This window comes from Streptomyces sp. NPDC005648, assembly GCF_040605395.1.
Lineage (GTDB): Bacteria > Actinomycetota > Actinomycetes > Streptomycetales > Streptomycetaceae > Streptomyces.
The window spans coordinates 158597-178354 of the sequence record NZ_JBEXCS010000001.1; the positions used below are offsets into that span (position 1 = coordinate 158597).

The following is a 19758-nucleotide window of genomic DNA, read 5'->3' on the forward strand; positions in this document are numbered from 1 at the left end:
GGGTTACTTGACCACGGGCCAGTCACGCACCCAGCCGAGCCGGTTGAGGCCCAGCTTGGGGGTGCCGCCGTCGTCCGCGTCGTAGTAGTGGTACGCCAGCCAGTCCTGGCCCTTGTCGCGGAAGACCGACTCTCCTCCTGTGCCGACGTACCTGCCGTGGCCGGCCAGGAGCAGGTCTCCGCCTCCCTCCAGCAGGGACTTGCCCGTGCTGTCCTCGTAGGGGCCCGTCACCTTCGTCGAGCGGCCCACTCTGATCTTGTACGTGGAGTTCACTCCCGCACAACACTGGTCGTAGGAGGCGAAGAGGTAGTAGTAGTGGCCGTGCTTGACGACGTACGGGCCCTCGACCGCGTACGGGGCGTCCGGGCGGGTCGCCAGCTGGGCCACCGCCGCTCCCTCGACCGCCTTGCCCGTGCGGGGGTCCAGCTGGACCATGCGGATGCCCGTCCAGTACGAACCGAAGGCCATCCACAGCCGGCCGTCGGCGCGGACGACCGCCGGGTCGATGGCGTTCCAGGTGTCGGCGGTCTCGGAGGTGAAGGCCTTGCCGTGGTCGGTCCAGGTACCGGGGAGGCCGGACGGGGAGGTGGCCACGCCGATCGCGGAGTGGTTGGTGCCCCAGGAGGAGACCGCGTAGTAGAGCCAGTAGCGGCCGTCGCGGTAGGAGATGTCCGGCGCCCAGGGGTCGCCGGTGGAGTTGTACTCGTACCACCAACTCGGTGGCGCGGCGAAGGCGTTGCCCGCGTCGTCCCACTGGCGCAGGTCCTTCGAGAGGCGGGCGCCGATGACGCCTCCGGTCGAATAGGCGACGTAGCCGCCGGACTTGAGGTGGACGACCGTGGGGTCGTGGATGATCTGCTGGCCGGTCAGGGGCAGGGGGTCGGGGTAACTCTCCGCCGCCTGCGCCGCGTTGGGGAGGAAGGCCAGGACGGCGGCTGCCGCCACGGCCGTAAGCGCTCTGGGTACTCTCACTGTCCCGCCAATCCGGTATGGGCGACACCCGCCACGATCTGGCGCTGGAAGAAGACGAACACGACGATCAGCGGCAGGCCCGCCATGAGGCCGCCGGCCATGAGCTGGGCCCACTGGATGCCGTAGGAGTTCATGACGGTCGCGATGCCGTTGGGCATTGTCATCAGGTCGGGGTTGTTCGTCACCATGTACGGCCACAGGAAGTTGTTCCACGAGGCGATGAAGGTGAAGATGCCGACCGCCGCGAGGGAGGGGCGGGAGAGCGGGAGGACGATCGTGAAGAAGACCCGCCAGCGGCCCGCGCCGTCGATGAAGGCGGCCTCCTCCAGTTCGCGCGGGACGCCCTGGAAGAACTTGTAGAGGATGTAGACCATCGCGGCGGGCGCGCACTGCGGCAGGATCATGCCCCAGTAGGTGTCGACCATCCCCATCTGCTGGACGGTGGTGAACAGGGGGACGCCGAGCACCGCCGGCGAGACCATCAGGCCGGACATCACGACGCCCATCACAAGGCCCTTGCCGCGGAACTCCGTACGGGCGAAACCGTATCCGGCGAGCGCGGTGACCAGCAGGACGATCGAGGTGACGCAGACGGAGACGACCAGGGAGTTCAGGAACCAGTCCGTGATGTTGCCGGTGTCGAGGATGGCCTTCCAGGCCTGCGCGGTCCACACCCTGGGCAGCCAGTGCGGGGGTACCTCGACCGCCTCGGTCTCGGACTTGAGGGAGGTGAACAGGGCCCACAGGAGGGGCGCGAGGAAGACGGCCGAGACGGCGGCGCCGAGGAGGGTGAGGACGACCTGGCTCGGCGTCCAGGCCTTGCGCGTACGGGACTTGCCCCTGACCGGTACCTGCGTGGCGGTCATCGCACGCCCTCCTCACGCTTGCGCAGCAGCCACATCCGCGCGAGGGCGACGGACGCGATGATGACGAAGAAGAGGACGGAGATCGCGGAGGCGTAGCCCACGCGGTAGCTGGTGAAGCCCTCTTCGAGGGTGTACTGGACGAAGGTGCGGGTCGATTGCTCAGGTCCGGGGCCGAAGTCCATCATCACCACCGCCTGGTCGAAGACCTGGAGCGAGGCCAGGATCTGCAGGGCGACGACGAGGCCGGTGATGTTGCGCAGCATCGGCAGGGTGATGTGGACCATGCGGTGCCAGGCGTTCGCGCCGTCGAGCTCGGCCGCCTCGTAGAGGTGACCGGGGATGGCCTGGAGGGCGGCGAGATAGAGCAGGAAACTGAATCCGACGGTCCACCACAGGGTCTCGATGACCAGGGCGAGCATGGCGTACGACGTGTCGGTGAGCCATGGCGTGTCGCTGCCGAGGACGTGGTCGACCATGCCCGTACCGGGGTTGAACAGCCACTGCCACAGATTGCCGGCGACCGTGGAGGGCAGCAGGAAGGGCGCGAAGAAGCAGAGCCGCCACAGCCATCTGCCGCGCTCGATGTGATGGGCCAGCATCGCGAGGAGGAAGGCGAGGACGGTGACGCAGGGCACGACCAGCAGCGTGAAGTACGCGCTGTGGCCCAGGCTGTCCCACATCAGGGGGTCCTTGAACGCCTCCCGGTAGTTGTCCAGGCCGAGGAAACGCTCGCCGTCCCCGGTGATGTCGGCGTCGGTGAAACTGAGGTAGACGCCCCGCAGCAGCGGCCAGATCACGAAGAGCGCGAACAGCGCGAGGAACGGCGCGACGAACCAACCCCCGTGCTGGAAGCCCTGCTTGCGGCGGAGGGTGGCGCTCGCGGCGGCGGTCCTCGCGCGGGTCGGCGCGAAAACGGTTTCGGCGCTGGTCGTCATGCGCTCGCACCTCCCTGCGCGGCGGTCTTTCCGTCCATGGGGTTCTTCATCGCGAGCAGCGTGCCGAGTTCGCTCCTCATCCGCCGGGCCACCACGTCCGGCTTGGCCGAGCCCAGCGTCGAGGAGACGACGATGGGGCCGACGCGCTGGGCGAGGATGCCGGTGGAGCCGGCGAACCACACCTTCGGCTCGTTGGCCTGGTGGTCGATCGCGGAGGCGTACTCGTTCTGCGGGTAGAGCTTCTTGTACGCCGGTGTCGAGAGCGTCGGCGTGTAGGCGGGGATGTGGCCGCCGGCCGCCCACTGGGTGGCGTGGGTGACGACGTAGGCCGCGAGCCGGTGGGCGGCCTCGTCGGCGGCACCGCCGCGGTCGGACTGGTGCGGCAGGACGAAGGTGTGCGACTCGGCGTGGGTGGCCCGGTGGCCGAAGACGGGCGGCAGCGGGATCGCGCCGTAGTCGAGCTTCGCGGAGTCGTAGACCGGCACCGACCAGTTGCCCTCCCAGGCGAAGGGGGAGCCGTTGATGAACTGCTCGGAGCCGACCGAGCCCTTGGCGGGGTCGGCGTATCCGTCGGTGACGTGCCGGCGCAGGAACTCCAGTACCTGGGTGGCCTTGTCGGTGTCGAAGGTGACCCGGGTGCGGGCGTCGTCGAACCAGGTGCCGCCGAGCTGGGTGTAGAAGGCGACGAAGAACCACCACTGGAAGTTCTGGTCGTTGATCCACAGGCCGATGGTCTGCAGGCCCTTCCTGGTGGCCTTCCTGGCTTCCTTGAGTACGCCGAACCAGTCGTCGGTGGAGGTGATCGGCACGATCCGGCCGTCGGCGCCGAGCAGGCCCGCCTTCCTGAGCACGTCCTTGCGGTAGAAGCAGAGCTGGACGTGGACGTCGAGCGGAAGGGCGTAGAGCTTGCCGTCGATGACGCCGCGCCGCCACAGGCCGGGGTTGTAGTCCTGTTCCCGCAGGCCGTATCCGGCGAGCAGGTCCACGTCCCAGGCGTCCAGCAGCCGGCCGGGCGCGAAGCCGGTGACCCGGCCCATGTGCATCACGCCGAGGTCGGGCGCGCGGTTGCCCGCGGCGGCCATGGCGAGCTTGGTGTAGAAGGGGTTGCCCCACTGGAGGGTGGAGTCCTTCACGGCGATGTCCGGGTGGGCCCTGCGGAAGGCGTCGAGCATCGCGATCATGTTGTAGCCGTCGCCGCCGCTGAAGAGGTTCCAGTAGCGCACTCGGGTGCGCGCGGTGGACGCGAGCGCGTCGGCGCCGGTGCCGAGCGCGGCGAAGCCGAAGCTGCCGGCGATCGCCGCACCGCCCGCGGCGGCCAGAAGCCGCCTGCGGTTCAGGTCAGGTCGTCCCATGCCCTGCCCTATCCCTCCGGGAGAACGATGTCCGAGATGTTCGATCTTTCGATGTTCGATATTTCGAAATGTGCTCGTAACTTCGAACGAGACCGTAGATAGGAAGCGCTTGCTGGTCAATGGGTGGGGCAGGACTTTCCAGCCATGGAGGATGGTTACGGGTTGAACGACCGGTACGACGGCGTAGGCTCGAACGGCCTGCTGTGCGGCTGCGAGAGGGGGAGGTATGCGGCTACGGCTGCGACGCTCGCGACGGGCCTCCGGGATGCGGGAGCTCACCGAGGACCTGGCCGCCGCGGTGCGGGCGAGACCGGGCCGACCGGCCGACGCGGAGGAGCTCTGCCGGGCGCTGTGCGAGGAGATGAGCGCGCGGCGCGGCGGGCGGCCGGTCGAGCTGCGGTTCGAGCGGTTCCCGGACGAGATCGAGGTGACCGGGCTCTGGGTCGGCTTCCAGGACTTCGACCTGGTCATCGTCGAGGAGCGGGCCGAGGCGATGCAGCAACTGGTCATCCTGGGGCATGAGTTGTGGCATCTGCACGCCGGGCACAGTCACCACCACGTGGCGGGGGCGGCGCTGGCCGATCGGCGGGAGTGGGCGGATCGGCGGGAGTGGACCGACGGGCGGGAGTGGGCGGACGGGGCGCTCTCCGTCGCCGCCCGTGACGGCTCGCGGGCCGATGACGAGGCGGAGGCGGACGACTTCGGGCACCGGTTGGCGGCGCGACTCAGGCCGTTGCTGACGGGGCGGGACACCGGGGCCGCGCTGGACCCCCTGCGACGGTCGCTGGGGTACCGGGGCCGATGATCGCGACCGTGACCTCCGCGGGCTCCGCGGCCTCCGCGGGCTCCGCGGCTGCCCAACTGGCCTGGTCCCCGGCGGGGTTCGTCAACGAGTTCTATCCGTCCTTCTGGTGGATCCCGGCCGGTGTCCTGACCGCCGCGCTCGCCATCAAGCTGCCGACGATCGTCCGGCTGTGGAGCGATCCGCTGCTGCGTGCGGTGGGCGGTGTCCTGCTCGTCGCCTGCGCCGTGTTCGTGTTCGTCGCCCCGTCGACGATCGCCCGGGTCAACCGGATCACCGGCGTGCCGAACATCTCGGCGCCCTGGGTGTACTCGCTGCTCACCGCGTTCTGCGGCTCCTGTCTGCTGCTGATCATCGCGTGGCGCAACGGCCTCAACGACCGCTCGGCGTCGACGGTGCGGGCGGTGCGGTGGGTGATCGCGGGGTCCCTGGGCGTGATCGCCGCGCTGTGGATCCTCTTCGCCCTCGCCGACGCGCCCGTGGAACGGCTCCGCGACCTCGACACGTACTACGCGAACACGCCGTACATGCGCGAGATGATCGTGCTGTACCTGCTGGCGCAGACCGTGGCCACCGTGATCACGTCGGCCCTGATCTGGAACTGGATCCGCACCGACGGCCTCGACGCCTGGCTGCGCTGGGGCCTGAAGTTCCTCGGCGCCGGATACGCGGCCCAACTCTCCTTCTACGCCGTCAAGTTGCCCGCGGTGGTGGCGCGCTGGACGGGACATCACCTGGACTGGCTGAGCACGGGTGTGGCTCCGCCCCTGGCCTGTCTCTCGGCCCTCCTCATCGCGGTCGGCTTCATCCTGCCCCACGCCGGCCAGTACCTCCACGACCGCTGGCGCCTCCGCGTCGCCCACCACCGGCTGCGCCCGCTGTACCTGCTGATGCGCACGGTCAACGGCACCGGCGTCCCCGTACTCCTGCACACCACACCGGAGTTGAGGCTGATCCGCCGGGAGACCTTCATCCGCGACGTACTCCTGCCCCTCGCCCGCCATATCGACGAGGCGCGCCGACAGCGCTTCTACGAGGCGGCACTGGCCCTCGGCCTCGAACCCGGGCGAGCGAAGGCGCTGGCCGCGGCGGCGGCCGTGCAGGACGCGGTCGAGGCGCGGCGGGAGCGGACGGGGGACGACGGGGAGAGTGGCCACGAGGCGGACACGACGGAACTGCTCCGGGAGATCGGGGCGTTGTCGTGTGCGCTGCGTCGGGGCGAGGAGTTGGGGGCGGTGCGGGAACGGGCGCGGGGGGTGAAGCGGGTGGGCGCGGGCTGAGCAAGTCACGGCCGCCGCCGGGCCGTTCCCCTCACCCGCGCCGGCTCAGCCCGCGAACGCCGGCTGCGGCAGCCCCTTCCCCGCGCCGGGGACCACCAGCAGGGAGCCGGTGATCGGGTGCGGGGCGGAGAGGCCCACGCCGGCCGTGGTGATGTAGAGGTCGGTCAGGTCGGGGCCGCCGAAGGCGCAGGCGGTCACACGGGGGGTGGGGAATTCGATCACGCGGTCCAGTTCGCCGTCGGGTGTGTAGCGCCGTACCGCACCGCCGTCCCACAGGGCCACCCACACACAGCCGTCGGCGTCGACCGTCAGCCCGTCGGGGAAGCCAGCGCCCTCCTCGATCCGGGCGAACCGGCGCCTGTCCGCGACGCGGCCGTCCTCGTGGTGGAAGACGTCGATCTGCCGGGTGGGCGAGTCGACGTAGTACATGAGCCGGCCGTCCGGGCTCCACCCGGTCCCGTTGCTCACCGCGACGTCGTCGAGAACGGTTTCCACGGCCCCGTCCCCGGTGAACCGGGACAGCGTGCCGCCCCCCGGTGCCTCGTCGTAACGCATGGTGCCGGCCCAGAGCGAGCCGTCGGGGGCGACGGCCGCGTCGTTGGCGCGGCGCCCGGGCACGGCCTCGTGGTGCAGCCAGCGGAAGGTGCCGTCGGGGTCGACGAGCCCGACGCCGTCCCGGAGGTTGAGGACCAGCCCTCCCCCGGCCCGGGGCTTCGCCGCACCCACGTGCTGGTCGGTGACACGGACTGTGCGGCGGCCGGTCACCGGGTCGTACGTGTGGACCCGGGCGCCCAGGATGTCGATCCAGATCAGCCGCCCGGTGGCCGCGTCCCAGGTCGGCCCCTCCCCGAGGGTCGCCTCGGCGCGTACGGCGACCTCGTACCCGTGGCGGCGTGTCATACGACGGTCCGGTATCCGAGGCGCTCCGACAGTTCCACGGCGCCCTTGGCGGCGAGCTGTTCGAGCTCGGCACGGCGCTCGTCGCTCCAGCGGATCATGGGGACGGAGATGGAGAGGGCGGCGACGACCTGTCCCGTACGGTCACGCACGGGCGCGGCGACGCAGCTGACGTCCGGGTTGGACTCGCGGCTCTCGACGGCGATCCCGCGCTGGCGGATCTGTGCGAGGGCCTCGCGCAGGGCGCCCGGCTCGGTGATGCTGTTGGGTGTCATCGCGACGAGGGCGGCGTCGTCCGGGATGCGCGCGCCGAGCTCCGGCTCCGGAAGGGAGGCCAGCAGCATCTTCCCGACGGAGGTGCAGTGCGCGGGCAGCCGGCGGCCGGCGGCGGACACCATGCGCACCGCGTGGGTCGAGTCCACCTTGGCGATGTAGATGACGTCGGTGCCCTCGAGGATGGCCACGTGCACGGTCTCGTCACAGGTCTCGGCGACGGACCGGGCCACCTGCTGGCCCTCGGCGGCGAGATCCAACTGCTCGGCGTACCGGCTGCCGAGCTGGTACGGCCGTACACCCAGCCGGTAGCGTCCGGGCTGCCCCGGCACCTGGACGATGTAGGACCGCGCGGCGAGCGTGGTCACCAGCTCGTGCACGGTGGTGCGCGGGAGTTGGAGCTTGCGCACTATGTCGGGGGCGGAGAGCGTACCGTCCCCGTCGAGGAAGAGCTCGAGAATGTCGAGAGCCCGGGTCACGGCAGGTACGAGGCGTCCCACGACCGGCCCCCTCCCTTGTTTTTCCTAGGCGTCTGTGTTCGAAATTTCAACAGACGATCGGCATGACGAACACAGGGTAGGCGGAGGTGTTTGCCTGGGCAATGGTTCCGCTCAGACCAACCCGGAAGGGGGTCGTCCGGGATGGCACCGATGCCCGAACTGATCAACCTTGACAACTTACCGGCGACTATGCGGCATCTTGGGATGTATTTTCACCACGGAAGATCACATGATAACGAATCAGCCACGAACGGAGTACAAAAAGGCGGGGCAATTCGACGCCTCCTCCGCAGCGGATATAGCATTCTCTCGCAATCTGTCACAGCACCCTCAGCGGAAAATGGTCAACCGAATACGATGCGGATCACCGGACGACTCGACGAGGCAGCAGGGCGCTGCCTCAACGAGATTAACTGCCCAGCAGTGTTCTCGCTCTCCACAGGGGACGTCGCCTTCATCGGAAGCACTGCCCCGCCCGAACTGCTGAGCACCCTCCCACCGGGCTCAGGTATCGGCGAAGGAGAAACGCTCGTAGTGGTTCCGCGAGAGGTTCTGATGAGTGCGGGCTGGAATCCACCTAATCCATGAAAACTCGGCCCGGATCGGCACTCCGCCGGTCCGGGCCCGTCGCTACTCCGGGATATCCAGTCTGCGCGCGTACGCGACCTCGGCCATGTCATAGAATTTCCGCATCACGCCGCCGTGCGGGGTCGTACGATCCCGACCTCGGCGGGTCGCCTGCCAGAAATCGCGCACGACCCCGCTTTCAAAGATGTGATATAGGCTGTACTCGACCTCGGCATCCGTGAAGTAGCCCAACTCGTAGCACATGCAGTGATGCGAGATGATGAGGTTGCAGTACATGTACTGCTTCTGCCGGCTCGCAGAGACCCCCGCACCGTACCTGGGCCAGCACTCCATCAACACCGGGTCCTCGATGGCCATATGGAGCAACTTCCGGTGCTGGCTCCGCACCGCCGCCTCGGCCGCGCGCTGAGCGCTCCTGTACTGCTCCTGGGCCCCCTCGCGCTGCAATGCCAATTCCAGGCGCTGCGCTTCGAGTGCTTCCCTGTGCATCCGAGCCTCTTCGCCCTGCTGATGAAAAGTCCGGGCGATATATATGAGGACGACGACCGAAGCTGTGGCGGCAGCAGCACCGTACGCCTGACCGGCATTTCCCTGAGAGTTCGACTGAATTCCCGGGAGATTTGTCAGCGCAATGGTCAGGCCTACGGAAACCAGGCAGGACGCCACGACGACAATTCCCATCATGCGAATCTCACGCACCCAACCCGAGCCCGTCATCATGCCCCCTGGACCCCGTCTGCGCATTGGCATCGACCGCGCCATCCGGAGAATTCCCTCGAATTGACACCCGGAAACCAGCGACAGAAGCACGGATGGCGCACGGAAGCACGGAGCTGACCCACCTTTTTTCCGTCCTGTCCCAACCGACCGTTCCGGCAACAGCCGTCGGACCGATAGGCTCGCCGAACGGAAGGCTCCTCTTCCTTCGACCGACACAGACGTTACCGGAGTGCGAGTGAGCGACATAGAGAACAACGGGGACGGAGTTTCTGTCCTCGTGACCGGTGGCAGTGGTTTTGTGGGGAGTCATCTTGTTCTGGGGCTGCTGCGGCGGGGGTATCGGGTGCGCGCCACCGTCCGCGGTACTGCCGCCTCCTCGAAGGTCGCCCCGCTGCGGGCCATGCAGGACGAGCACCCCGGCCGGCTGGAGCTCTTCGCGGCGGATCTGCTCGTCGACGGGGCCTTCGACGAGGCGATGAAGGGGTGTGAGGTCGTGTTTCATGTGGCCTCGCCGTTTCTGATGCCGGAGAAGATCAAGGACGGGCAGCGGGACATGGTCGAGCCCGCGTTGACGGGGACGCGGAATGTGCTCGGGAGCATCGAGCGCACGCCGAGTGTGCGCAGGCTGGTGTTCACGTCCACCGTCGGCGCCGTCTTCGGGGACTACGTCGACGTCATGGCCATGGAGGGGCGGGTGTTGAGCGAGGGGTACTTCAACACCACCAGTACGGTGGAGAACAACCCCTATCACTACGCCAAGACCGTTGCGGAGCAGGCCGCTTGGGAGGCCGAGCGGGCGCAGGAGCGGTGGCGGATGGTGTCCGTCAATCCGGGACTGGTGCTGGGCCCCTCCCTCACCCCCGCCTCCGAGTCCGGCAGCCTCTTCCTCCTCGAAGAGCTCTTCAAGGGGTACTTCTTCTACGGCGCGCCCGACTTCAGCTTCACCACCGTCGATGTGCGCGACCTCGCCGACGCTCATATCGCCGCCGCCGAGACCCCCGACGCGCACGGCCGGTACATCCTGGCCGCCGAGACGATGTCGTCGTTCCATGAGATGGCCCGGATCATCCGGACCCGGTATCCGAGGGATCTGCGGCTGCCCCGAACCCGCCTTCCCCACTGGCCCGTTCGTATCCTCGGCCCCGCCTTCGGCCTCACCCAGGACTACATCCGCAAGCATCTCGGCATCCGCTTCGAGGTGGACAACCGGCGTGGCGTACGGGAGTTGGGGATCAGCTACCGGCCCGTCGAGGAGACCCTCCTGGACCACTACGAGGCATGGCGGCGGCAGCGCGGCAGGTGAGGGGAGCGCGGAGTCCGGTCACCGCCGTCCCGTCTCCCCCAGGACCCCCCTCAACCGCTGCGCCCTGAGCACCAGTTCCAGCTCGAAGCGGCGGTCGGGGTCGTCGATCTCGTCGCCCCACAGTTCGCGGATCTGGCGGAGCCGGTAGCGCACCGTCTGGGGGTGGACGCCGAGTCTGGCGGCCACCTCCGGTGCTCCCCCCCGCGTCTCCAGCCATGCCAGCAGGGTCTCCGCGAGGCGCCGCCCGTGCGTCGGGCCGCAGTGTCCGAGGGGGGCGAGGCAGCGCAGGGCGAGGTCGTCGATGAGTTCCTCCGGCTGGAGAAGGACCAGCGCCTCCGTGTGCTCGGTGCAGTACAGGACGTCCCCGGCGGGCAGCAGCCGCCGTTCCATCAGATGTACGGCCGCCTCGGCCCAGCGCAGCGACTTCGCCGCGTCGGCGAGGGGGACGGGCGGGCCGATCGCGCCGGACCAGCCGGTCAGGGCGCGGTGGAGGAGTTCGGGGCGGCCGGCCGCGTCCGGTTCGGGGACGACCATACGGGGCTGCTCGTACTCCATGTCGAGCAGGATGCCCTGGCCGACGGCGGGTGCGACCGCCTCGCGGGCCGGGCGCAGAAGCACCCCGACGGCGACCTTCCGGGGCAGCGGCCAGCCGACCCGGGCGGCCCGCTCGGTGAGCGCGTCGGCCGGATCGCCCCGGTGGTGTTCCGCCAACAGCAGTTCCATCAGACGGCGTTGGAGGCGCAGCCGTTCGCCGGCCTGTCTCGCGGCGGCCTCCGCGTAGCCCCGTACGGACTGGTCGACCAGGCCGTCCAGGTACTGGTAGCCCGCGTCGACGAGTTCGTACATCGCCGGGGGCGGGATGTCGACGCGCTGGCCGATGTCGGCGAAACGGCGCCAGGTGAGTCGTACGCCCATGCGGTAGATCGCCTGGAGCGAGTCGAGGCTGCGGCCGTGCAGGCCCTCACCGCGGCCGAACTCCTGGAAGACGCCCGGCGGAACCGTCGGACGGCCCTCCGACTTCTCCAGGTGCTCGATGAAGACCTCCAGGGCGCGCCGGATGCCGATCAGGGCCATCGGCTCCCCCGACTCGTCCAGGACGAGCGGCAGTTGGGGGTACTCGCGCTGGATCTCGCTCAGGATCTCCTCGGCGAGCGCGGGTGCCTCCGCCATGGCGAGGGCGGCGAACCGGCGGACCTGGAAGCGGGGGACGTCGTGCCATGCCGAGCGGGCGGCGACGGCCGGCGGGCGAGCGGGCGTCACGGGTCAACTCCCTTGCCCGGCTTGCTCGTACGTGATCAGCGGGGTGTTGGGCTGGTCGGGGGTCCGGTCGAGCAGCCCGACGATGCCGAGGGCGGCGCCCACGGCGAGTGCGGCGGCAGCCACGACGGTGAGTGCGGCTGCGAGCAGTCTGGACATCGCAGGGTCAGCCTCTCTGTCCGGAGGTCGTCCCCACCCCGGTGTCCCACCCCTGCCTGTCGGCCCAGTTTCGACAGGCATTGACACTTTCGTCAAGAGGAGCCTACGGTCTGCGGCCCATAGAACGGCCCGAACTCCGTCACCACGCCCCAGGAGTGTCCGGATGCGCCGTACAGCCTCCCCTCTTTCCCTGATCCTGCTGGGACTCGGCACGTTTCTGCTGGTCCTGGCGCCGCTGCTGGTCTGGTACGTCGAGCCCAGGGCCGCCGTGAACCCGATCGACATCGACACCACGGCCGTGTACCGCGGCACCGGTGCCTACTTCGACACCGACGAGCTGGACACCGTTTACGACAAACGCATCACCGTCACCCAGCAGGTGCGCGGCAATGTCGCGGACAGCGAGAAGAGCGGGCGGGCGGTGTGGGACGTGACGACGACGGTCGACACGGACAAGACCCTGCCGGCCGCCGATCCGCATGACGCGCTGGAGTTCTTCGTCAATCGCTGGGTGACGAACCGGCGCACCAACCAGCCGGTGCACTGCTGCAAGGAGAACCCGTACTTCGAGGGCGACGCCTATCTGAAGTTCCCCTTCGACGTGCAACGACGCTCCTACACCTGGTGGGACAACTCCCTCGACGACACCGTGGTGCTGCACTACGCGGGTACCAGGAAGATCCAGGGGTACACGGGTTACCGGTTCACCGGAACGGTCCCGCCCACCAAGATCGGAACACGTCTCGTCCCCGGAGCGCTGGTCGGCCAGAACGACAAACCGCAGGTCCTGGCCGAGGAGTGGTACTCCAACCACGGCATCGAGCTGGTCGTCGACCAGCGCACCGGCCGGGTGCTCTACGCCCAGGTCGGACCGCGCCGGACGCTGCGCGCCCCGGGGCACAAGTACGACGACGTGTTGCTCCTGGACAGCAAGAAGCTGGGGTTCACCACCGCGACGCAGAAGGCCCAGGTGAAACTGGCGAAGAAGGAGAGCGGTCAACTGCGCATGGTGGGACAGACGTTGCCGATAACCGCCGCTGTGGCTGGATTCGTACTGGCGGTGGTGGGTGGCGTTTTGGTGGTACGCGGGCGCAAGCGCCCGGAACCGGAGGAAATGGCCGAGTTGCCGGAGCCCCAACTCACGATGTGACATGACGTCAGTTCTAATAAAGCCGCAAATTGTCACCTCGGTGAGTAGCCGCGGCGGACGGCTGGGCGAAAACTGTCCAACCCCACCCCGCACAACGAGTCCACATCCCACACCGACGAAGAGCTCAGTCCCCCCACAGCAAGTCCAGAAAGCCACCACTGAGTTCCGCACCCCGAGACGAGTTGGAGCACCCATGCCCCAGCACGTGCCGTCCCCGCTGCAAGCGGCCCACCCCTGGGCTCCGCAGCACCTCCAGGCGCTCCCCCCACAACCGCGCCGCATCGTGTTCCTCGCCCACCGGGACCTCGGCAACCCGGCCGCCGGCGGCTCGGAGCTGCTGGTCGACCGGCTCGCCGAGGGCCTGACCGCCCTCGGCCACCAGGTGACGCTGATCTGCGGCGGGCCGGCCGCGTTCCGCGACTACCGGGTCGTGTCGGCCGGCGGAGAGTTCGCCCACTATCTGCGCGCCCGTTCCGCCTTCGCCCGCCAGGTCGGCGAGACCGATCTGCTGGTCGAGGTCTGCAACGGGATGCCGTATCTCGCGCCCCTCTGGCACCACGGCCCCACCGTGTGTCTGGTCAACCATGTCCACTCCGACCTGTGGAAGATGCGGTTCGGCGGAGCGCTGACACCGGCCGCGCGGATCGGGCGAAGACTCGAACAGTGGGCGCTGACCGGTGCGCAGCACCGGAGCCTGCTGGTCGCCGTCTCCCCCTCGACGGCCCATGCCCTGCGGGCGCTCGGTGTCGCGCGGGACCGGATCCGGGTCGTCCACAACGGGGTCGAGGAGCCGGGGCCGCTGCTGCCCAAGGACTCCGAGCCGCTGTTCGTGGCCGTCGGAAGACTGGTCGAGTACAAGCGGATCGATCTGCTGCTCAGACTCTGGGAACGGGTGCGGCCGGTCACCGGCGGCCGGCTGGTGATCGTGGGCGACGGGCCGGAACGCGGACGGCTGGAGCAACTCGCCGGTCCTGGCGTGGAGTTCACCGGCCATGTGTCCGAGGCGGAGAAGCACCGGCTGCTGTGCGCGGCATGGCTGTTGCTGCATCCCTCCGCGGTGGAGGGCTGGGGTCTGGTCGTGACCGAGGCCGCGACGCGTCAGACGCCGGCGGTGGCCTTCGACGTGCCCGGGCTGCGGGATTCCGTGGTGGACGGGGAGACGGGGGTTCTCGCGCAGGGGGAGTCCTCGTTCGCGGCCGCCTGGTGCACGTTGGCCCTGTCGGGACATCGCCGTGAGGCGATGGGCAAGGCGGCGCGGGACCGGGCGGCCCGGTATCGCTGGCATCGGACCGTCAGACAGTTTCGGGCGGTGGCCGCCGAGGCGGTGAGGGGCTGGGAGCCATGAGGGGGCGGGTGCGGCGCCGTCGTGGCCGGTCGCGCAGTTCCCCGCGCCCCTTCTCAGCCGACCGGCGCTACAAAGATCCGTCGTTTCAGCGCTCTCTCGCCCTCTTTCGGGCCTTCCGGCATGAGCAGGAGGACCCGGAGACCTGTTACTCCCTCCTCGCCCACGACGCCGCCGACCAGGTCGAGGCCTACGACGGTCCCGTCGTCGGGCGCACGGTCGTCGACGTGGGCGGTGGCAGCGGCTACTTCACCGCGGAGTTCCGGCGGCGGGGCGCGTACGCGTACCTCTTCGAACCCGATGTGACCGAACTCGGTGCGAAACCGCCCGAAGGAGCCGTCGTCGCGGACGGCTATCTGCTGCCGTTGTCCGACGGGGTCGCCGATGTGACCTTCTCCTCCAATGTGCTGGAGCATGTCGCCGATCCGCAGACGTTCCTCAGTGAGCTCGCCCGGGTCACCCGGCCCGGCGGGCTGATCTATGTGTCGTTCACCAACTGGCTGTCCCCCTGGGGCGGCCACGAGTGGGCCCCCTGGCACTACTTCGGTGCCGAACGGGCCCGCGCCCGCTACCGGCGCCGTACCGGAAGACCGGCCAAGCACACCCTCGGCGAGAACCTGTTCGCCGTGCACATCGGCGCCACCCTGCGGCAGGTCCGCGCCCGCGACGACGTCACGGTCGTCTCGGCGCGCTCCCGCTACTGGCCGTTCCTCGCCGAGACCGTCGTGAAGGCGCCCGGCATAAGGGAGTTGGCCACCTGGAACCTCCTCCTCATTCTCCGGCGGTGTCCCCCATGACGACCACGGTCCAGGCTCCTCCTCCGGCAGCCGTCCCCACCACCGCGGCCACCTCGGGCCCGCCCGAGGGCCCGCGGTCGCGGCGCTGGCTGGTCGGGTTCTGGGCCGTGGTGTTCGTCCTGTTCCTGGTGGTGCACCCGGGCCGGCAGACCTTCGACACCAAACTGGGTGTGACGGTCGACCCGGGCGCGTTCCTCTCCGACCTGGGGCAGCTCTGGCACGACCAGGGCGGTTTCGGCGGGATTCAGGACCAGTACGCCGGCTATCTGTGGCCGATGCTGCCGTTCTACTGGCTGGCCCACGCCCTGCGGTTGCCGGTGTGGCTGGCCGAGCGGCTGTGGCTGTCGTTGATCGTGTCCGTCGCCTTCTGGGGCGCGCTGCGGCTGGCGGAGCGGCTGCGCGTCGGCAGTGACGGATCGCGGCTGCTCGCCGGGGTCGTGTACGCGCTGTGGCCGGTGTTCACGATCGTCATCGGGTCCACCTCCGCAGCCGCGCTGCCGGGCGCGTTTCTGCCGTGGGTGCTGCTTCCGCTGGTCGACGAGCGGTACAGCGCCCGGGTCGCGGCCCTGCGTTCGGCGCTCGTCGTGCCGTTCATGGGCGGGGTCAACGGAGCCTCCACCCTGGCCTCCCTGCTGCCGGTCGGGCTGTATCTGCTGTCCCGGCCCCCCGGCCCACGGCAGCGCAAGCTGATCGCCTGGTGGGTGCCGGGCGTGCTGGTGGCGACGGCCTGGTGGTGGATACCGCTGCTGATGCTCGGCGTCTACGGCGAGAACTTCCTTCCGTACGTGGAGACTTCGCAGACCACGACGGCCACCATGTCGGCGACCGAGGCGCTGCGCGGGTCCGGCAACTGGGTCGCCTATCTGCACTTCGGACAGGCCTGGCTGCCGGCCGGCTGGACGGTCGCCGCGTCGGTGGTCGTCATCCTCTGCTCGGCGCTCGCGGCCGGGCTGGGCCTCGCGGGACTGGCGAGACGTGACATGCCGGAGCGGCGGTGGCTGGTGCTGACCGTCGTCTCCTGTGTGCTGGTGCTGCTCGCCGGGTACGGCGGCGCGTTCGGCGCGCCCTTCCACGGGGTAGTGCAGGATTGGCTGAACGGCGCTCTCGTCCCCTTCCGCAACATCTACAAGTTCCAGACCGGCCTGGCGCTCGCCCTGGTCCTGGGTCTCGCCCATCTGGTGGGGGTCGCCACCGAGCCGCGCGGCGCACGCCCGGTGCGCGGACGCCGGTTCGCCCCGCTGATCGCGGCGGTGCTGATCCTGCCGGGGCTGCTGTGGCCGTACCTCAACGGGTCGATCCTCAACCCCGGCTCCTTCCAGGGACTCCCCAAGTACTGGAAGACCACCGCGAGTTGGTTGGAGAAGTACTCCCCCGACTCCCGTGCCCTGGTCGTCCCGGCCACCGCGCACGGCATCTACAGCTGGGGCTCCCCCATCGACCAGCCCCTCGACGTCCTCGCCAAGTCCCGCTGGGCTCAGCGTGACTACGTCCCCTTCGGCACCCCCGGCAACCGGCGCGCGATGGACGCCGTGGAGGACGCGCTGACCTCGGGCGGCCAAGTCCCCGGACTCGCCGACTACTTGAGCCGGGCGGGCATCTACTACGTCGTCGTGCGCAACGACCTCGACCCGAACCAGATCGGCTCGGTGCCGACCACCACCGTGAAGCGGACGCTGGAGCAGTCGGGATACACCCGGGTGACGGGCTTCGGACCGGTCATGACCGGCGGTGTCATCGCGCATGACGCGCCCCTCCAGGTGGAGGGGCTGTATCCGCGGCAGCGGGCGGTCGAGATCTACGAGCCCTCCGACAAGGACGTCCCGCGGCCGGGGCAGGCCCATCTGCTGCCCGTCTCCGACACGGCCGTGGTCTCCGGCGGCCCCGAGGCACTGCTGCCGCTCGCCTCCGAACTGCGCGGCCGGGCCACCGTCCTCACCGGCGACAACACGCCCGGACTCGGCACCCCCGCCCTCCAGATCGTCGGGGACGGACTGCGCCGGGCGGACACCAGGTTCGGCCTGGTCAGCGCCAACACGTCGTACACGTACACGAGTTCGGAGCGCAACGCGCCGGACGCGGTGCAGGACGCGGGCCGGGCGCCGCACCAGATCCTCCCCACCAAGGGCATCGCCCACCAGACGGTCGCCCAGCTGCGCGGTGCCCGCTCGGTGACCGCCTCCTCCAGCGGCAACTGGCTCTTCCACCTCCCGCAATACGACCCGGTGAACGCCTTCGACGGCAACCCCGGCACCGCGTGGGCCGAGGGCGCGCCCGGTTCGGCGGACGGGCAGTGGCTGCGGATCGGGTTCAGCGGCACCTACGACATGCCGTCGTCCTTCAAGGTGACCCCGCTGCCGCAGCAGAGCGTGCGGTCGGCGGCGACGAAGGTGCGGGTGCAGACGGAGAAGGGGACGAGGACCAGCTTCCTGCGGCCCAACGGGCAGACGCAGTCCATCAAGGCCCCGGCGGGGGAGACCGGTTGGATGAAGCTGACGATCGTCGACTCGGTGGAACGGCACTCGGGTCTGACCGGCGCCGGATTCTCCGAGATCGCCCTCCCGCACATCCAGGTGACCCGGCTGCTGCGGCTCCCCTCCGACGCGGACGGCGCCACCGACGCCGACGCCACCCAGATCTCCCTGCACCGCACCCCCGACCCCACCGGCCTCTCCGCGACCGGCACGGAGGCGGGCCTGCACCGCCGCTTCACCACGGCCACGGCGGGGACGTACGAGATGAAGGCGAACGCGGTGCCGGTGAGCGGCGCGGAACTCGACAAGCTGCTCTACCGGGTCGCCCCGGACCAGCAGAGCCGGATCGTCATCACGGCCGACTCCACCGCCTCTCTGGGCGCGGATCTGTCGGCGCGCAACCTCACCGACGGTGATCTGACGACTGCGTGGATCGCAGGCGACCGCCCGACCCTCCACCTCTCCTGGCCTGGCAAACAGGCCGTCGGCGAAGTGGTGTTGGCGCCGGCGGGCGGACTGTCGACCCGTGCGACCCAGGTCGACATCAGCTCCCCGGACGGCGCGACGATCGCCGGTGTCGACGAGAACGGCGTGGTCCGCTTCGATCCCATCACCACGGACCACCTCGACATCACGATCACCCGGACGGCCCCGCTGACCCTCCACAACCCGGTCGCCGACGAGGACCTGCAACTCCCCGTGGGCCTGAACGAGGTGTACATCCCGGCTCTCAACCAGTACCGCACCCCGCAGCCGAGCCCGTCGCGCACCTTCTCGCTGCCGTGCGGGCAGGGGCCGGACGTGGCGGTGGACGGGAAGCTCTACCAGACGAGCGTCAAGGGGACGGCCGAGGACCTGGTGGAGCGGCGGCGTGTTGATGTGACGCTCTGCCAGCAAGGGCGCAGCGACAGCGAGTTGGAGCTGACCGCGGGTGCGCACCGGGTCGAGGCCGGTGACGCGGGCCCCCTCACCCTCACTGATGTGACGCTGACACACGGCACGGTGACCGAGCCCACCGCCGAGAGCCGTCAACTGACCGTACGGGACTGGCTGGGCGACCGCCGTGAGGTGACGGTCGGCTCGGGAGCGGCCACGTACCTGACGACGTACGAGAACTACAACGACGGCTGGAAGGCCACCCTCAACGGCAAGGAGCTGACCCCGGTCCGGCTCGACGGCTGGCAGCAGGGCTGGCAGGTCCCGGCCGGATCCGGCGGCACGGTCAAGCTGTCGTACGGGCCCTCGACGACGTACAAGGGCGGGCTGATCGGCGGTGCGGTGGGCCTCGCTGTGCTGGTCGGCCTGGTCGTGTGGCGGCGCCGCGAACCGAACACGGACGCGCCGCAACCGGTGCCGCCGCTGCCGGGGCTGTGGCTGGGCGCGGTGGTGCTGACGGCGGTGGGCATCGTGATCGCCGGCTGGTTCGCCCTGCTCGTCCCGGCCCTGGCCCTGCTGGCGTCCCGCCGGCACGCGCTCCTCGTGCCGCTCGCGTTCGTCGCCCTCGCCGGGGCCGGGATCGCGGCGGCCATCGGCGCCGGGGACCCGGTGGGCGCGGGCCACGGAGCCTTCGGTCATACGGCCCAACTCCTCGCGTTGATCGGCCTGTTCGCGGGACTCGTAGGCGTCCGCGAGCCGGACGAGGGACCGGGCCGTACGGCGGTACTGCCACCGGTGACCGCATCCGGCCCCTGGCCCGGGTACAGCGCGGAGGCACCGACGCGCCCCTTGCCCCGGCGCCGGCGCGGGGAGAGCGGGCCGGGGGCTGACGAGGAGGCCGAAGGAGCGGCTCCCGAAGGGGCTCCGGGGGCTCCGGGGACTCCGGGGGCTCCGGGGAGGGCGGAGCCGCCCAGAACCGCCGAAGCCACTGAACCCGCTGACCCCGCTCAATCCGCTGACCCCGCTGAACCCGATCAACCCACCGGGACCGCCGCACCGGAGACCCGCCCCGACGCCGGTCCCACCGTCTCCGCGCGCGGGCCCGGTGCCGCCGGGCCCGATGCGCCCACCGCGCGTATCCCGCTGCGCAAGCCCGGGTCGCGGCCGGCCGGGTCGGAGGCGGCGCGGGAGCCGGACGACGACACGGGGAGGGGCTGA

At 69.8% G+C, this 19758-nt stretch carries 16 protein-coding genes; 7 read left to right on the top strand and 9 right to left on the bottom strand.

What is annotated here, in order from left to right; genetic code table 11:
• Positions 1–3 precede the first annotated feature (3 nt).
• Genes ABZT17_RS00795 through ABZT17_RS00810 form a run of 4 tightly spaced genes read right to left on the bottom strand, consistent with a single transcriptional unit; the run spans position 4 to position 4125 of the window.
• Positions 4–972, bottom strand: coding sequence for an arabinan endo-1,5-alpha-L-arabinosidase (locus ABZT17_RS00795; RefSeq protein WP_356341983.1), 969 nt, complete (start codon positions 970–972; stop codon positions 4–6).
• Positions 969–1838 (bottom strand): carbohydrate ABC transporter permease, encoded by an 870-nt coding sequence (locus ABZT17_RS00800; RefSeq protein WP_356341985.1) that lies wholly within the window; start codon positions 1836–1838, stop codon positions 969–971. Before ABZT17_RS00800 ends, ABZT17_RS00795 begins: the two co-directional genes overlap by 4 nt.
• Positions 1835–2773 carry a sugar ABC transporter permease gene (locus ABZT17_RS00805; RefSeq protein WP_356341988.1) on the bottom strand — a complete coding sequence of 313 codons (939 nt, stop codon included), beginning with the start codon at positions 2771–2773 and terminating at the stop codon, positions 1835–1837. The genes ABZT17_RS00800 and ABZT17_RS00805 overlap by 4 nt, the downstream gene beginning before the upstream one ends.
• Positions 2770–4125, bottom strand: a complete 1356-nt coding sequence (locus tag ABZT17_RS00810; RefSeq protein ID WP_356341990.1) for an extracellular solute-binding protein — start codon at positions 4123–4125, stop codon at positions 2770–2772. Before ABZT17_RS00810 ends, ABZT17_RS00805 begins: the two co-directional genes overlap by 4 nt.
• A 226-nt stretch (positions 4126–4351) precedes the next feature.
• On the opposite strand from ABZT17_RS00810, the gene ABZT17_RS00815 reads away from it, so the two are divergent.
• Positions 4352–4930, top strand: a complete 579-nt coding sequence (locus ABZT17_RS00815) for a toxin-antitoxin system, toxin component family protein (protein ID WP_356341992.1) — start codon at positions 4352–4354, stop codon at positions 4928–4930.
• A complete protein-coding gene (locus ABZT17_RS00820) occupies positions 4927–6207 on the top strand; it encodes a DUF6545 domain-containing protein (protein ID WP_356341994.1) in 1281 nt (426 codons plus the stop codon). The genes ABZT17_RS00815 and ABZT17_RS00820 overlap by 4 nt, the downstream gene beginning before the upstream one ends.
• A 45-nt stretch (positions 6208–6252) precedes the next feature.
• Here ABZT17_RS00820 and ABZT17_RS00825 read toward each other — a convergent pair whose 3' ends face one another.
• From ABZT17_RS00825 to ABZT17_RS00835, 3 genes are all read right to left on the bottom strand, one after another.
• Entirely contained in the window at positions 6253–7107 is an 855-nt protein-coding gene (locus tag ABZT17_RS00825) for an SMP-30/gluconolactonase/LRE family protein (RefSeq protein ID WP_356341996.1), read from the bottom strand.
• Positions 7104–7877, bottom strand: coding sequence for an IclR family transcriptional regulator (locus ABZT17_RS00830; RefSeq protein ID WP_356341998.1), 774 nt, complete (start codon positions 7875–7877; stop codon positions 7104–7106). Before ABZT17_RS00830 ends, ABZT17_RS00825 begins: the two co-directional genes overlap by 4 nt.
• Positions 7878–8507: 630 nt before the next feature.
• Entirely contained in the window at positions 8508–9185 is a 678-nt protein-coding gene (locus ABZT17_RS00835) for a DUF6082 family protein (protein WP_356342000.1), read from the bottom strand.
• Between the two features lie 235 nt (positions 9186–9420).
• Between ABZT17_RS00835 and ABZT17_RS00840 the strand changes: the two genes are divergently transcribed.
• Positions 9421–10488: an NAD-dependent epimerase/dehydratase family protein gene (locus ABZT17_RS00840; protein WP_356342003.1), complete on the top strand. Its 1068-nt coding sequence runs from the start codon at positions 9421–9423 to the stop codon at positions 10486–10488.
• 18 nt (positions 10489–10506) lie between these two features.
• On the opposite strand, the gene ABZT17_RS00845 is transcribed toward ABZT17_RS00840, so the two are convergent.
• Positions 10507–11748 (bottom strand): helix-turn-helix domain-containing protein, encoded by a 1242-nt coding sequence (locus tag ABZT17_RS00845; protein ID WP_356342006.1) that lies wholly within the window; start codon positions 11746–11748, stop codon positions 10507–10509.
• Between the two features lie 3 nt (positions 11749–11751).
• Complete coding sequence (locus ABZT17_RS00850) at positions 11752–11904, bottom strand: hypothetical protein (protein ID WP_356342008.1); 153 nt, start codon at positions 11902–11904, stop codon at positions 11752–11754.
• Between the two features lie 163 nt (positions 11905–12067).
• Between ABZT17_RS00850 and ABZT17_RS00855 the strand changes: the two genes are divergently transcribed.
• From ABZT17_RS00855 to ABZT17_RS00870, 4 genes are all read left to right on the top strand, one after another.
• The gene (locus tag ABZT17_RS00855; RefSeq protein ID WP_356342010.1) at positions 12068–13054 is read left to right on the top strand and encodes a DUF3068 domain-containing protein; all 987 of its coding nucleotides are present in this window, start codon (positions 12068–12070) and stop codon (positions 13052–13054) included.
• Between the two features lie 193 nt (positions 13055–13247).
• A complete protein-coding gene (locus ABZT17_RS00860; RefSeq protein WP_356342012.1) occupies positions 13248–14399 on the top strand; it encodes a glycosyltransferase family 4 protein in 1152 nt (383 codons plus the stop codon).
• Positions 14396–15193: a class I SAM-dependent methyltransferase gene (locus ABZT17_RS00865; RefSeq protein WP_356342013.1), complete on the top strand. Its 798-nt coding sequence runs from the start codon at positions 14396–14398 to the stop codon at positions 15191–15193. The genes ABZT17_RS00860 and ABZT17_RS00865 overlap by 4 nt, the downstream gene beginning before the upstream one ends.
• Positions 15190–19758, top strand: a complete 4569-nt coding sequence (locus tag ABZT17_RS00870; RefSeq protein WP_356342015.1) for an alpha-(1->3)-arabinofuranosyltransferase family protein — start codon at positions 15190–15192, stop codon at positions 19756–19758. Before ABZT17_RS00865 ends, ABZT17_RS00870 begins: the two co-directional genes overlap by 4 nt.